Below are 15,689 nucleotides of genomic sequence, written 5' to 3'. Positions count from 1 at the left end.
GTATCGCCTCGTTCCAGCAACCGTTTCTGCAGGACAAGGCGGCGATTGCCGACTGGAAGCTCGATCATCCGGACCGCGTCGCGTTGCTCGACGTGGTGCGCAACGCGAAGCCGACGGTGCTGATCGGTGTGTCGGGGCAGGCCGGGGCGTTCTCCGAATCGGTGGTCCGGGCGATGGCCGAGATCAACAAACGTCCCGTGATCTTTCCGCTCTCGAACCCCACCTCGCGCGCTGAAGCCACCCCGGACGATCTGCAAGCCTGGACCGACGGCCGCGCGGTCATCGGCACGGGTAGTCCCTTCCCGCCGATCGAGCGCAATGGCGCCAAGTTCAAGGTCGATCAGACCAACAACTCCTACATCTTTCCGGGCGTCGGTTTGGGCGCTATCGCGGTCAAGGCTTCGCGTGTCAGCGACCAGATGTTCATGGCGGCGGCGAAAGCGCTCGCTGCCGCGTCGCCGGCCCGCGACGATCCCACCAAAAGCCTGCTGCCGCCTGTGACCTCGTTGCGCGAGGTGTCGATCACGGTTGCGCTTGCAGTGGCGTTGCAGGCTCACAGGGAAGGGCTGACCCAGGGCGTCGACACGGACCAGATAGACGGCCTGATTCGTAACAAGGTCTGGATGCCGCATTACGTGCCTTATAACCGTATCGAAGGCAGTAAGCCGTAAGCCGGCTGCCGGGGTGTCCACAAGGCGGCTCTGAAGCCTCTGCCAGGTGGGCACCTAAGCCGGTGCAGCAAGGTGTGCCAAAGAGCGTACCCCTCCACGGGGCCGCCCGGTGGATGCTTACGTGTGTGCTTTGCGTAATCGCGAGGCATGTGCCGCGCGAGTCGCACGACGGACCATAACCCTGATCGAATAACCAGGCCGTACAACCAGGCCGCACAAAAACAGGAGCCACGCTGTGGTCGACACGATTCTCAATGGCTTGCTGCCGGTCGCATTTGTCATCATGCTCGGCTGGCTCTCGGCCCGGATCCGCCTGCTGAAGCATGACGATGCCGGCGTGCTGGCGACGCTGGTGATCCGCTTCGCGCTCCCGTTCGCGCTGTTTGAAGGCGCCGTAAAAACATCGCCCGAAAAGCTGCACAACGTGGGTTTTGCGCTGTGTCTGACGCTAGGTCTGATGGGCACGTATCTGATCGCCCTTGCGGTGGGGCGCTTCGTCTTCAAACACGACCTGCGTACGGCGACGATGCAGGCGCTGGTGTGCGCCTTTCCCGACATGGCGTATTTCGGCGCGCCGATTCTGGCCGCGGTGTTCGGGCCCGAAGGATTTCTGGCGGTGCTGGTCGGCAATCTCATCACCAGCATCTTCATGCTGCCGCTGACCATCGTCCTCACGAATCTCGGCGGCACAGGTGAGGAGGGCGGCAAGCGGCCGGATATCCTGCGCATTTTTGGCCAGAGCGTTGCGCGGGCGGTGATCAATCCGATTGTATGGCTGCCGATCTCCGGCATGATGCTCAGTTTCGCCCACGTCACGCTGCCCGGTCCCGTGCTCACGTCGATCGATCTGATTGCCAAGGCTGCGGGTGGCACTTCGCTCTTCGCACTCGGCCTGATGCTTTACGGCGAGCGTTTCAAGATCAATGCCAACGTCCTCACCAATCTGGGCATCAAGAACTTCCTGCAGCCGTTGATCATGGCGCTCGGCGCGGTGCTGTTCGGCGTGGTCGGGGCGCCTGCGCACCAGGCCGTGATCACCGGCGCCGTGCCGACCGCCACCGCGGCCGCCATGTTTGCACTCAAGAGCAATACGTATACGGCCGACGCAACTTCGACGATCCTGATCAGTACGATCCTGGGTGTCCTTATCGAAGGACTGCTGATCGCCTACTTCTTCTGAATCGGGCCGCCGTACCGATGCGCCGGCGCACCGACACACCGGCGCACCGACGCGGCCAGCAGCAAACGGCCTAGCCGCGCCGCTTCTTGCTCAGCGTGATGGTTTCGAACAGCGTGTAATCAGCCGTAGGCGTCTGATCCGCGCCCGGCGCGTGATAGTAATTCATCGTGATCGTCGTGGTGCCGCCGTGCTCGCCCGGATCGTGATCGAACACGGCGATGCCATAACCCGTTCCCGTATCGCGCTGTGCCGACCAGATCGCATCTTCCAGCGCGTCGGCGGGGTTGCGCACGAACGTATTCGCAGCCGTGCCGGGAATGGGGCGGTTCGGCTTGGTGAAGACCTTCGCCTGCGGCAGGCCGTTCGTCTTGTCTTCGCCGTAGACATCGAGCGGTGCGCTTGTGCCACCGCCGCCGAGGATCAGGTGGATCGTGCCGTGACTGGTGTCGAAGGTGGTGCTGGCCGGATCCGCCTGCGGCACGGGACGCGGTTGCAGCGTATCCACCACGGCACCCGTGGTCGCGTCGACGCCAGCGTTATGGTTGCAGCCGCGCACCGGATAGCTGCGCTCGTAGTCGTGGTCATGCCCGCATACCACGAGGTCGACGCCGTAACGGTCGAACAGCGGCAGCCACGCCTCGCGAATGCCCTTGTCCGAACCATTGCCGGTCTTCGACGAAGTCAGCGCGTCCTGGTGCATCTGCACGACGATCCAGTCGATCTCGTGATCCTCGGATGCATGGCGCAGTGTCTCTTCGAGCCAGCGGGTCTGGATACCCTTGCTATACCCGCGCGCATAAAGCGACGTGCCCGCTTCGATCGGCGCATGACCTGTGCTGGCCACTGGCACCAGCGGATCGGGGCCGGCCACGAAAGCGGCCGCGTCCTGATAGACCACGTCGTCGGCATCGAGCGAGATGAACAGCACCGAGCTCACGCGAAAGCTGTACCAGTGACCGGCAAACTGCGTCCCGTTTTCCGGCAACGTGTAACGCGTCAGGTACGAGGCGAGACCTTGCGGACCGTTGTTGAATTCGAGTTCATGATTGCCCGGACACGGCATCCACGGACGATTGGCCGCCGAGCTCTGGCAGTTGTTGCCGAAGTCGCGCCACACGTCGGGCTGATGCGTCGGGTTCAGGTTCGCGTAGCAGAGGTCGCCGTTGAGCAGATGGAACAGCGGCTGGAAGCGCTCGACCGCCTGCACGGCAAAGCGGCTTTGCGGATAGGAGAGCACCCACTGGGTGTTGGGTGTCGCGAGATCCCCGTAGGTGGTCCAGCGAAACGATGTGCGTCCGCGCGGCGCCGTCTGGAAGCTCGCGGTAAACGGTTGTGCGGCGTTGCTGTCGTTGTCGGCCGTGACCACGTATTAATAGGTGTTCGCGGGCTTGAGGCCGCGCAGGCGGGCGTGATACGTGAACACCGTAGCGCCGTTGATGCCATCCGTATAAATGCGTTGCACACCGTGCACGGTTTGCTGCGCTTCGCCTGCGGTACCGAACTGCACCCGGGGGGAGGACGCCGAAGCGAGCGAGGCCCATGACACCACCACTTCGCTCGTCGGATCGCTGCCCCATGTCAGATGAATCTGTTCGGGTGTGCCGTCCGGGTTAGTCGTGGCAGCCTTGCCCGTGGCAGCGAAGCTGCCGGCGGCGCTCGCCAGTCCGGAAGCGCCTGCGAGCTTGAGGAAGCCACGGCGCGAGACGGCTGCGAGGACATCGGCAGGGCGGGACGGGGTGGAAGCGGTGTCGGAAGCGAGCGGGGCAGCGGGGGTGTTCTTGTTCGACATGTCGGTGCTTGGCCTGAGGGTTGGGAGGGCAGCGCGCGGACGACGACTCCGGCCGGACTGCACATGTAGCAGTCCAGCGCGGCTTGCCGTGACTCGTAGCGCGCAACCGCAGCCACATTATTCGCAGAACTGTCTTTCCGTGTTGTGACAGTGCTGCCGGCACCATGCTTGCGACATCTGCGGATTGGCCGTCGATGTGCGCATTGGCGCCGGACATCCGGTCCCGGCGCCAACCTTCAGGCGAAGCTTTTAGTTTGCGTTAGCCTGCTTGCTGCCAAACGTCACCGTGATCGACGGCGCGTACTGCGGCACTGTAATCATGGCGTCTTCGCTGTCGCTGTCGTCGCTGCCACCCGCTGCGAAGTGGAATTGCGGGCGCGGAATCTGGGTGGTCGCTGCCTTGATCGTCGTCGTGACGGGGTCGTAGCCGGACTTCTCGCATTTGATCTGCAGATCCGAGTCCGAGCGGCGCACTTCGATGCTATCCGGTGCAGTGACTGACCAGTCGCCCTTGCCGTTAGTCAGGATGCATTTCGCATCGGCGACCGGCCCGTTGTTATCGACTACGGCGATCGACAATGTTTCGCGGTCCTTCTTCTCGCCGCCGTTGTTCGAATTCGACGCGCCGGTCACGTTGACCGTGTTAGCGGATTGCAAGTTGTTGCTGGCGCCTCCGACGTTACCCGCGAAGGCGCAGAGGGAGATGAGAGAAACCGTTGCGGCAACAACGGCTTTAAGGCTCTTGTAAATTTTGGTTCTCCTTTGCTTTAACGGAAAGCGAGCAGTCGATCGCTTTGCGATGGCCGCCTCGGCGACGGCATCGCAGGATGCTATCACGCCCATTTAAAGCTTGAAATCACCTTGTCGATCAGGAGAAACCGTTTAGACGCCCGTGCGCACCCCGACGCGATATTGCGTGACATGGTGGTATTCCATGCCGGGCCGCAACACCACTTGCGCGTTATCGGCCATATTGATCTGATTGGGAAAGCCGCCTGCTTCGAGGCAAAGTCCGGCGTACTTCGAATAGGTGTGGCTGCCGCGGCCTTGCTCGCCTTCGAGGTGATTGCCGGTGTAAAACTGCAGGCCCCACTGATCGGTCAGGACGCTGAGCTCGCGCCCGCTTCCCGGTTCGTAGACACGCGCGACCTCACGAACCGGCCGCGCGCTGTCTTTGATTTCAGGGAGTACGTAACAGTGGTCAAAGCCAGCTGCGAGCGCGAGCTGGGTATTTGGCCAATCCAGGCGTGCACCGATTGGCGCGCTTTGGCGGAAATCGAACGCATTGCCGGCGACTTCTGCGCGGCGGGTTGGAATCATCTGCGCGTCGACTTCGAAGAACGCCTCGGCGTCGATCGAGACCACATGGCCGCGGACATCGGCAGCGGCTTGCCCGGTCAGATTGAAATAGCCGTGGCTCGTCAGGTTGAGCGGCGTGGGTGCGTCGGTGATGGCCTCATAGGCGATCGTCAACGTGCCGTCGTCATCGAGCGTGTAACGGACCTGAACGCTCACGTGGCCCGGAAAGCCCGCATCGCCCTCGGGCGATTCGAGTCGCATGACGAGCGAGCCGTTGTCTTCGGCGGCTTCCCAGCACAGGCGATTGAAACCGGTGGTGCCGCCATGCAGCAGATTGTTGCCCTCGTTGCGGTCGAGCGTGTACTCGATGCCGTCCAGCGTGAAGCGCGCTGCCTCGATGCGGTTGGCCCAGCGCCCGATCAGGCCGCCCATATAGGTGGTGGAGGCAAGGTACTCGGCCGGCGTATCGTGGCCGAGCAGGATATCGCCAAGCCGGCCGGTGCGGTCTGGCGCATGCCATGACACGAGGGTCGCGCCCAGGTCGCTGATACTGACCTTCATGCCATGCGCATTGCGCAGCGTGAAGAGCTGGACCGGATCGCCGCCGGGCACGGTGCCCCAGGGGTCGGTCGAGAAGCGTGCGTGACTGATCATATCGGCGAGAGAGAAAAAATGGCGGAAGCGGGTTTTCGAAAGCGCACAAAGAGCATACGCCGGGTCTGGCTGTGCCTAGCCTGGTGCAGCCGGGGACTTCGTGCCTTCCTGATATTCCCGCGGCGTGCAGCCGAGTTCACGGCGAAACACCGCATACATGTACTGCAAAGACGTAAAGCCGCAACGGATCGCAACTTCCGCGCTCGACGCGTCGCGTCTCGCAAGCATCGCTTTGGCCGCATCGAGCTTGTGACGCAGGATCTCCTGATGCACTGTACATTGCAATTCGCGCCGAAAATATTCTTCCAGCGAGGAGCGCGACACGCCGACGTAATCGGCCACCTGTTCGGTACGGATGCCCTGGCAACCGTACTGGCGGATAAAGTGCCGCGCGCGCATTACATAGGGGCTCGTGAGCGGCTGGTGACGGGTCGATTCGAGCACGTTGATGCCGACCGGCGGCACGCGGATGCGCCGGCCCGGAAAGCGTGCGCCGTGCAGCATCTGATGCAGCAGGTGAGCGGCAGTGCGGCCCATTTCCTCGGTGCCCTGAATCACGGACGACAGCGGAATGCGCGTGAGGGTGCGGCTCAACGGATCGTTGTCGATGCCGATGATCGAGACCTGCTCGGGCACGGCGATCCCGGCGGTCAGGCAGGCCTGCAGCAGTTGCCGTGCGCGGGCGTCGCTGACCGCGATGATGCCGACCGGTTTGGGGAGCTTTTCGAGCCAGCCGGTGAGTTGTTCGATGGCCTGGTTCCACGACGGTGCGCTGGTGGACAGGCCGCGGTAGATCTCGCCGTCGATCTCCTCGGCGCTGCGGCCTTCGGCGGCGCGCAGGCTGACGAAGGCCAGCTCGCGCTGCTGCGCCCAGCGGTTCTCCGGCGCCTGCGGCAGGCTATAGAGCGCGAAGTGCGGCAAGCCTGCACCGATCAGATGGGTATAAGCAAGCGAGACGAGCTGGGCGTTATCCGTCGCGATGTAGGGCAGCTCAGGCGGGTAGTGCGTTTCGTCCTCGTACGACGAACCGACCGCCACCACCGGCAGCGGGCAGCCGCGCAGCGCTTCGCAGACTGCGGGGTCGTCGAAGTCCGCGATGATGCCGTCGCCGTCGAAGCGCTCGATGCCTGTCAGCCGGCAGCGGAAATCCTCTTCGAGAAACAGGTCCCACGCAACGCGGGTGGAGAGCAGGTAATTGCCAATGCCGCTAATGATCTGGCGGTCGTACACCTTGTTCGCGTTGAACAGCAGCGCGATCCGATGAGGTCTCTGTGGCGTCTGGGGGCGGGTCATCGCTTTAGATGGCGCGGCGGCACAGTGAGCCGGCGGGCCATTGTCTCCTTCTATAGGGCGCAGCAAGCTGAACCGCGCCGGTTTTTAAGCGTCCGGTTATTTTAGGCCCGGATTGCATTGCGCGTGCGGCGCAACGGCACGGGCGGTGAGAAACATTAGCCAGGCTGTGCAATTTCGCAATTGCGGGCACAGGCCGCGCGCGGCAGCATGGCGTCAGCTTGTCGAACCCGGCCAGGCCATGCCGCACGGGTTGCACCGCAACAATTAATGGAGACACGAATGTCCTACTTCGAACACATTCCCGCCGTTCGCTACGAAGGTCCGCAATCGGACAATCCGCTCGCTTTCCACCATTACGACCGTAGCAAACGCGTGCTAGGCAAGACGCTAGAAGAGCATCTGCGCATCGCCGTGTGCTACTGGCATACCTTCGTGTGGCCGGGTGTCGATATCTTCGGGCAGGGCACCTTCGTGCGTCCGTGGCAGCAGCCTGGCGACGCAATGGAGCGGGCGCACCAGAAGGCCGACGCCGCGTTCGAGTTCTTCTCGAAGCTCGGTACCCCTTACTATACGTTCCACGATACCGATGTCGCTCCGGAAGGCGCGAGCATCAAGGAGTACAGCGAGAATTTCACGCGCATCAGCGACTATCTGGCGCGCAAGCAGCAGGATACCGGCGTGAAGCTTTTGTGGGGCACGGCTAACCTGTTTTCACATCCGCGCTATGCGGGGGGCGCCGCGACCAGCCCGAACCCCGACGTGTTCGCGTTTGCGGCCACCCAGGTACGCCATGCGCTCGACGCCACGCAACGGCTCGGCGGAGAGAACTACGTGTTGTGGGGCGGCCGCGAAGGCTACGACACGTTGCTCAATACCGACCTGGTGCGCGAGCGCGATCAGTTTGCGCGCTTTCTCAACATGGTGGTCGAGCATAAGCACAAGATCGGCTTCAAGGGCGCACTGCTGATCGAGCCGAAGCCGCAGGAGCCGACCAAGCATCAATACGATTACGACGTCGCCGCAGTGCACGGATTTCTCACGCAATACGGCTTGCAGAACGAGATTCGCGTCAATATCGAGGCCAATCACGCAACGCTGGCAGGGCACTCGTTCCATCACGAGATCGCCACGGCGTTTGCGCTCGGTATTTTCGGCAGCGTCGATGCCAATCGCGGCGATCCGCAAAACGGCTGGGATACGGACCAGTTTCCGAATAGCGTCGAGGAACTCACGCTCGCTGTGTATGAAATCCTCCGGCACGGCGGTTTTGCGACCGGCGGCATGAACTTCGACTCCAAAGTGCGGCGGCAGAGCGTCGATGCGGAAGACCTTTTCTATGGGCATATCGGCGCGATCGATAACCTCGCGCTCGCAGTCGAGCGTGCTGCCGTGCTGATCGAAAACGACCGGCTCGAAAAGTTCAAGCGTGAGCGTTACGCGGGGTGGGAGACGGAATTCGGCCGCAAGATCCTTTCCGGCGGTTATTCGCTGTCGGCGCTTGCGAGCGACGCGCTCGACCGTGACGTCAACCCGCAACACGCAAGCGGCCAGCAGGAGCGGCTGGAAAGCGTCGTGAATCAGGCTGTCTACGGTCTGCGTTGAGCGCACGGCGCGGTACGGCGCGAAAGCGCCGTACCGCGTGGAAGGTATGGATAGGATGGAACGCGCAGAGCTCGTGCGACGGGCATGAAAAAACGTTAGGATGACTGGCCAGTTTCGCAATCGCGTAGCCGCTGGCGATTGCGCATACTGGCGCAAAACGAGGATGGAGACATGTTCATCGGTATCGACCTCGGCACGTCGGGCGTCAAGGCCGTGCTACTCGACCGCGATGGCCGCGTACGCTGCACGGCAGCGCACGCGCTGGCCGTCAGCCGGCCGCAGCCACGCTGGTCCGAACAGGATCCGCACGACTGGTGGAACGCCACCAGGGCGGCGCTTGGCGATCTGCTCGAGCAGGCGCGAGCGGCCGGAATTGGCGCAACGCAGATCGAGGCGCTGGGCCTGACGGGCCAGATGCACGGCGCGACGCTGCTCGACGCGCAAGGCGACGTATTGCGACCGGCGATTCTCTGGAACGACGGACGCTCAGATACCGAATGCCGCGAACTCGAAACAGCCGTACCGCAACTTCGCGCCGTGGCAGGAAATGTGGCGATGCCGGGGTTTACAGCGCCCAAACTGCTATGGGTCCGCAAGCATGAACCGGAGATTTTTGCCCGCATCGCCAAGGTGCTGTTGCCGAAAGACTATCTGCGCTATTGCCTGACCGGCGGCTTCGCCACCGATCCTTCCGATGCTGCAGGCACGCTCTGGCTCGATGTGGCGCAGCGCGACTATAGCGGCGCGTTGCTGTCCGCCTGCGGACTCTCGCGCGAGCAGATGCCCGAGGTGTTCGAAGGTAATCGCGTGACGGGCACGCTCAAACCCGAACTCGCACGCGAATGGGGCCTCGGTGAGATTCCTGTGATCGCCGGTGGTGGCGACAACGCGGCGGGCGCCGTAGGCGTGGGTATCGTCAAGCCGAAGCAGGCGATGCTCTCGCTCGGCACGTCCGGCGTGTACTTCGCGGTCTCGGACGGCTTCCTCGCTAACCCTGCGTCAGCAGTCCATAGCTTTTGTCACGCCTTGCCGCAGACATGGCATCTGATGTCGGTGATGCTCAACGCGGCCGGTTGCCTCGATTTCACCGCGCAACTGACGGGCTACGCCGATGTGGCCGCTCTGCTCGCCGACGCCGAAGCTCAGGCGCGCGACCGGCGGCCGTGGTTTCTGCCGTATCTGACCGGCGAGCGCACGCCGCACAACAACGTCAATGCGAAGGGCGTGTTCTACGGACTCGCGCCGCAGACCAGCCGTGCGGATCTGGCGAACGCTACGCTCGAAGGCGTCGGCTTTGCCTTGCTCGACGGCATGGATGCGCTGCACGCGGCCGGTCTCGTGCCTGACGATATTTCGGTAATCGGTGGCGGCTCGCGCAGCGCTTACTGGACCCAGATGCTGGCGGATATCTCCGGACGTCCGCTGACCTTGCGCGCGGGCGGTGAGGTTGGCCCGGCTCTGGGTGCTGCACGGCTCGCGCATCTGGCGCTCGAACCCAATGCGCCGCTCGACGCAATCTGCCCGACGCCGGAGATTCTCGCCGTGCGTGAACCGGACATGGTGCGTCACGCGTGGTATCGCAATGAACGTCGTCCGACGTTTCATGCGCTGTACCGGGCACTTGAGCCGGTGTTTGCCGCGGACGCGTAGTGTTGCACGCCTGAGGTTTCATGTTTGATGCCTGGTCGCGGCGAGACGTCGCGCGGCGGGGTGTGCGCGGTGGAATCTCGCGGAGTGAAGCGTCGCCTTGGCAAAAGCTTCGCCCTGCGAAAACGCAGCACGGCGAAAACGTCGCCCGGCGAAAACGTTACCCGCAGGACGTCGAATAGAAGAGCTTAAAGCAATGCGCAGCCGCAATGGCCGCGCCGGTAAGGGGTACTAAGGGGTAGTCCATCGTTAGTCGTGTATCCGGCCGCGCGGTTCGCCGCGCAGGCCGTCAGCCCGGTGTTGCCGGTCATAAGAGAGAGGAGTGAGACATGAAATTTTCAACGCGTCGTTCTGTTTTGAGTTCGCTGGTGTGTGGAGCGGTGCTCGCCAGTTTGTCGCTCGCCGCGCCGCTGGCGCATGCAAGCAAGGATCATCCGGAAATTGGTTTTTGTATCGACGACCTGCGCGTCGAACGCTGGTCGCGCGACCGCGACTATTTCGTGGCTGCGGCCGAAAAACTTGGCGCCAAGGTTTCGGTGCAATCGGCCGATGCGAGTGAAGAGCGGCAGATCTCGCAGATCGAAAACCTGATTTCGCGCGGCGTCGATGTGATCGTGATCGTGCCGTTCAATTCGAAGACACTCGGCAACGTGGTGGCCGAAGCGAAGAAGGCGGGCATCAAGGTGGTGTCGTACGACCGGTTGATTCTCGATGCCGATATCGACGCCTACATCTCGTTCGACAACGAGAAGGTCGGTGAATTGCAGGCTCAGGGCGTCTACAACGCGCAGCCGAAGGGCAACTACTTCATGCTCGGCGGTGCGCCCACCGACAACAACGCCAAGATGCTGCGCGAAGGTCAGATGAAGATCCTCAAGCCAGCGATCGATCGCGGCGACATCAAGGTGGTTGGCCAGCAATGGGTACCTGAGTGGAGCGCGTCCACGGCCCTGCGCATCATGGAAGATGCCCTGACCGCCAACAACAACAAGATCGATGCCGTGGTGGCCTCGAACGACGGCACGGCTGGCGGCGCGATCCAGGCACTGGCGGCGCAGCACATGGCCGGCAAGGTGCCTGTGTCGGGCCAGGACGCGGATCTCGCGGCCGTCAGGCGTCTGATTGACGGCACGCAGACGATGACCGTCTACAAGCCGCTCAAGCTGATCGCCAGCCAGGCTGCGAACCTCGCCGTGCAACTCGCGAAGGGTGATAAGCCTGCCTATAACGCGCAGTACGACAACGGCAAGAAGAAGGTCGACACCATCCTGCTGCAGCCGACGCTGCTGACCAAAAGCAATGTGGATGTCGTCATAAAGGATGGTTTCTACACCCAGGCACAGCTCGCGAGCCAGTAAGTGGGTCAATGAGTGGGCCAATAAGCAGGCCCATAAGCGGGACCACGCGCGATGGCGCCTGTTGCGTGTTGAACGCAACCGCGTCGTCGCGCGCTTTGCAGCGAGGCAAAAGCGAATGACGCAACCTTTACTGGCGATGCACGGCATCGTCAAAGCGTTTTCCGGTGTGAAGGCTCTGGACGGTATCGACCTGGCCGTGTCGCCGGGCGAATGCGTCGGCCTGTGCGGCGAAAACGGCGCGGGCAAATCGACGCTGATGAAGGTGCTGTCCGGGGTCTATCCGTACGGCACCTGGGATGGCGAGATCCTCTGGGAAGGGCAGCCGCTGAAGGCCGCGAACGTGCGCGACACGGAGCGCGCCGGGATCGTGATCATTCACCAGGAGTTGATGCTGGTGCCCGAACTCTCGGTGGCGGAGAACATCTTTCTCGGCAACGAAATCACGCTGCCGGGTGGCCGCATGAATTACGCCGCGATGTTTCAGCGCGCCGACGAGCTGCTGCGCGAACTGCATATCGAAGGCATCAATGTGGCGCAGCCGGTGATGAACTACGGTGGCGGCCATCAGCAGCTGATCGAAATCGCCAAGGCGCTCAACAAGCGCGCGAAGCTCTTGATTCTCGACGAACCGTCGTCGTCTCTCACCAGCTCGGAGACGCGTATTCTGCTGGATATCGTGCGCGATCTGAAGCGGCGTGGTGTGGCCTGCGTGTATATCTCGCACAAGCTCGACGAGGTGGAAGCCGTCTGCGACACCATTACCGTGATCCGCGACGGCCGGCATGTCGCAACCGAGCCGATGCGCGCGCTGACCACCGACCGTATCATCGCAATGATGGTGGGCCGCGAGATCACCAATCTGTTTCCGCGCGAGCCGCGGCCGCTTGGCGACGTGATCTTCGAGGCACGGCATGTGACGTGTTTCGACGTAACCAATCCGCGTCGAAAACGGGTCGACGATGTGTCGTTCACCTTAAGACGCGGCGAGATACTCGGCGTGGCGGGCCTGGTTGGAGCAGGGCGCACGGAGCTGATGCAGGCGATCTTCGGCGCCTATCCCGGCGTGAGCGAGGCCACCGTGCTGCTCGACGGCAAGCCCCTGAAAATACGCGAGCCGGCCGACGCGATTCGTGCCGGCATCGGCATGGTGCCCGAGGATCGCAAGCGCCACGGCATCGTGCCGCATCTGAGTGTGGGGCACAACATCACGCTATCGGTATTGCAGCGTTTTGCCAAAGGCGCGCGGATCGATTCGGCGGCCGAGCTCGATACGATTCATACGGAGATGAAGCGACTCTCGGTGCGCGCCGCGCATCCGATGCTGTCGATTGCAAGCCTCTCCGGTGGCAACCAGCAGAAGGCCGTGCTCACCCGCATGCTGCTGACCGACCCGAAGGTGCTGATTCTCGATGAGCCGACCCGCGGCGTCGATGTCGGCGCCAAATACGAAATCTACAAACTGATCGTGCAGCTCGCGCACCGCGGCATGTCGATCGTGATGGTGTCGTCGGAAATGCCCGAGGTGCTAGGTATCAGCGACCGCGTGCTGGTGATCGGCGAGGGCGAATTGCGCGGCGACTTCATCAACGACGGCCTCACGCAAGAGGACATTCTCACGGCGGCCATCCGTCCGGCGCAGCGAACCACAAACCCAACCGAAGCGAGCGCAGCATGACTCCCGACGTCACTTCCCAACCTCCCAAAGACGCTGCCGCGCACGCTTCGTTCGGCGGCGCGCAGCGCGTGCAGCAACTGTTCGCACGCTACAAGATTCTCGCGCTGCTGATCGCGGTGGCGGCCATCTGGATCTTCTTCTCGTTCCTCACCGGCGGCGCGTTCATCACGCCGCGCAATCTGTCGAATCTGTTGCGGCAGATGTCGATCACGGGGATGCTTGCGTGCGGCATGGTGTTTGTCATCATCGCAGGTGAAATCGATTTGTCGGTGGGGTCGCTGCTCGGTCTGCTCGGCGGCGTCGCGGCAATTCTCGACGTCAACCGCCATTGGCCGATCGGCGTCACCGTGCCCGTGGTGATGGTGCTCGGTGTGCTGGTGGGGCTCTTCAACGGCTGGTGGTCGACGTACCGGCGTGTGCCGTCGTTTATCGTGGGACTTGGCGGCATGCTGGCGTATCGCGGCATTCTGCTCGGTGTTACCGGCGGTTCGACCATTGCACCGGTGTCCGATAGCTTTGTGTTCGTCGGGCAGGGTTATTTGCCGCAGTTTGCGGGCGATACGCTCGCCGTGGTGCTGTTCGTTTTGCTGGCAGTCCTGACCGTACGGCAGCGGCGCAACCGGCAACGGTATCAGTTGCCGGTGGTGCCAGTCTGGCAGGATGCGGCGAAGATCGTTGGCGCTGGGGTGATCCTGCTGGCCTTCGTGGCGACGCTCGATCGCTACGGCGGCATTCCTGTGCCGGTGCTGTTGCTGCTGGCGTTGCTCGGCATTTTCACGTGGATCGCGACGCAAACCGTGTTTGGCCGGCGCATTTATGCGGTCGGCTCGAATCTCGAAGCGACGCGGCTGTCAGGCGTGAACACGAACCGCGTGAAGCTGGCGATCTTCGCGCTGATGGGGCTGATGTGCGCGTTCGGCGGCATCGTCAATACGGCGCGGTTGGCGGCGGGGTCGCCCTCGGCGGGATCGATGGGCGAGCTGGACGCGATTGCGGCGTGCTTTATCGGCGGCACGTCGATGCGTGGTGGCTCCGGGACCGTGTACGGAGCGTTGATCGGCGCGCTGGTGATGGCGAGTCTCGACAACGGCATGTCGATGCTCGACGTGGATGCGTATTGGCAGATGATCGTCAAAGGCAGCATCCTCGTGCTGGCGGTGTGGATCGATGTGGTGTCGGGGTCGAACCGGCGGTAGCTCGCCGCTGAAGCGGCACGAAAGGGCGTGCGGCGGGAACGGCAGCGGCGCTGCCGGACACAGGTAAGCGAGTTAAGCAGTCTGCGACGGACTTTGCGTTATTCACCGTTTAACGTGGCGGGGGCGGCAACGCCTTATCCTGTGAAGTCCACGCTAATGGTGAAAACAACGCATGAGCACAAGCGAGCAGACCACGACTTTGCTGACTTACCGCCGCCGTATTCTCGGCGCATTGCTGGCGATGGCGCCAACGCTCACGCTGGCGCAGCGCGCGGACGGGGATCCGGCCGCCGCTTCGGAACCAGTCAGGCAAAAGGACACGCCGCAACCTGCGGGATTGGACGCGCCGCCCTCGACGCGCGCCCCGACGCAGGCCCGGACGCAGGCCCCAGCGCGAGCCCTTGCGCGCGACATCGGCATCCGTCCCGGCGTGCTGCAGCCGGGCCCGTTGAACGCGATCACGGATGTCACCGGCGTCGCGGTAGGCCATCTCACGTTGATCGAGGGCGCTAGCGTACGCACCGGTGTGACGGCGATCCTGCCTCACCCGGGCAATCTCTTCCAGGATAAGGTTCCGGCTGGTTTCGCGCTCGGTAACGGCTTCGGCAAGTTCGCCGGTTCCACCCAGGTCGAAGAACTCGGCGAGATCGAAACGCCGATCGTCCTGACCAACACGTTGTCGGTCGCAGAGGGTATGGCGGGGGCGGTCGAATGGACGCTCGGCCAGCCCGGCAACGAACGCGTCATGTCGGTCAATGCCGTGGTCGGCGAGACCAACGATGGTTTCCTCAACGACATCCGCGGCCGGCATGTCACATCGCAGCACGTCGTGCAGGCGATCGCAGGCGCCAGGGCCGGCCCGGTGCCGCAAGGGTGTGTGGGTGCGGGCACCGGCACGCAGGCGTTCGGCTGGAAAGGCGGCATCGGCACCAGCTCGCGCGTGCTGCCGCCTATCCTCGGCGGATATACGATTGGTGTGCTGGTGCAGACGAACTACGGCGGCGTGTTGTCGATGGGTGGAGCGCCCGTGGGCCTAGAACTCGGCCGCTACTATCTGAAAGGCGTGGTCGACGACCACGGCGGCGACGGTTCGGTGGTCATCGTGATTGCGACCGACGCGCCGCTCTCGGACCGCAACCTGAAGCGGATGGCGCACCGCGCGTTCCTTGGCATTGCCCGCACCGGATCGTCGATGGCGAACGGCTCGGGTGACTACGCGATTGCGTTCTCGACGTCGCCTGCAGTGCGCCGCACGCCGGAGCGGCGCAAGGCGGCCGGCACGCTCGAAGATCTCGCCAACGACGCGATGTCGCCGCTGTTCCAGG

General features: G+C 63.1%; 11 protein-coding genes and 1 pseudogene. 8 read left to right on the top strand and 4 right to left on the bottom strand.

Going from position 1 to position 15,689, the window contains the following annotated elements; genetic code table 11:
* A partial coding sequence (locus M0954_RS02310) for a malic enzyme-like NAD(P)-binding protein (RefSeq protein WP_297351409.1) occupies positions 1-671 on the top strand: 671 nt, incomplete at its 5' end.
* A gap of 235 nt (positions 672-906) precedes the next feature.
* Complete coding sequence (locus tag M0954_RS02305; RefSeq protein ID WP_122155187.1) at positions 907-1,851, top strand: AEC family transporter; 945 nt, start codon at positions 907-909, stop codon at positions 1,849-1,851.
* A gap of 70 nt (positions 1,852-1,921) precedes the next feature.
* Here the strand turns inward: M0954_RS02305 and M0954_RS02300 are convergent.
* The 4 genes and pseudogenes from M0954_RS02300 to M0954_RS02285 form a co-directional block, all read right to left on the bottom strand.
* A pseudogene (locus M0954_RS02300) lies at positions 1,922-3,640 on the bottom strand (purple acid phosphatase family protein).
* 249 nt (positions 3,641-3,889) lie between these two features.
* Positions 3,890-4,297, bottom strand: a complete 408-nt coding sequence (locus tag M0954_RS02295) for a hypothetical protein (protein ID WP_123387769.1) — start codon at positions 4,295-4,297, stop codon at positions 3,890-3,892.
* 225 nt (positions 4,298-4,522) lie between these two features.
* Complete coding sequence (locus tag M0954_RS02290) at positions 4,523-5,593, bottom strand: aldose epimerase family protein (protein ID WP_122155184.1); 1,071 nt, start codon at positions 5,591-5,593, stop codon at positions 4,523-4,525.
* A gap of 75 nt (positions 5,594-5,668) precedes the next feature.
* Entirely contained in the window at positions 5,669-6,886 is a 1,218-nt protein-coding gene (locus M0954_RS02285; protein ID WP_297351407.1) for a DNA-binding transcriptional regulator, read from the bottom strand.
* A gap of 279 nt (positions 6,887-7,165) precedes the next feature.
* On the opposite strand from M0954_RS02285, the gene xylA reads away from it, so the two are divergent.
* The 6 genes from xylA to M0954_RS02255 all read left to right on the top strand — a co-directional run.
* Entirely contained in the window at positions 7,166-8,488 is a 1,323-nt protein-coding gene (gene xylA, locus M0954_RS02280) for a xylose isomerase (protein WP_122155182.1), read from the top strand.
* 171 nt (positions 8,489-8,659) lie between these two features.
* Complete coding sequence (xylB, locus tag M0954_RS02275; protein WP_297351404.1) at positions 8,660-10,138, top strand: xylulokinase; 1,479 nt, start codon at positions 8,660-8,662, stop codon at positions 10,136-10,138.
* Positions 10,139-10,464: 326 nt separating this feature from the next.
* Positions 10,465-11,493, top strand: coding sequence for a D-xylose ABC transporter substrate-binding protein (gene xylF / locus M0954_RS02270; protein ID WP_122155180.1), 1,029 nt, complete (start codon positions 10,465-10,467; stop codon positions 11,491-11,493).
* A 115-nt stretch (positions 11,494-11,608) separates the two neighbouring features.
* Entirely contained in the window at positions 11,609-13,168 is a 1,560-nt protein-coding gene (gene xylG / locus M0954_RS02265; protein WP_297351402.1) for a D-xylose ABC transporter ATP-binding protein, read from the top strand.
* Positions 13,165-14,364, top strand: coding sequence for a sugar ABC transporter permease (locus tag M0954_RS02260; protein ID WP_122155178.1), 1,200 nt, complete (start codon positions 13,165-13,167; stop codon positions 14,362-14,364). Before xylG ends, M0954_RS02260 begins: the two co-directional genes overlap by 4 nt.
* 172 nt (positions 14,365-14,536) lie before the next feature.
* Positions 14,537-15,689: P1 family peptidase (locus M0954_RS02255; protein WP_297351400.1), on the top strand; the 1,153-nt coding region annotated here is incomplete at its 3' end.

This window comes from Paraburkholderia sp., assembly GCF_026225065.1.
GTDB lineage: Bacteria > Pseudomonadota > Gammaproteobacteria > Burkholderiales > Burkholderiaceae > Paraburkholderia.
Note: the sequence above shows the minus strand (reverse complement) of the source record. Positions and strands in the feature narration are given on the sequence as shown.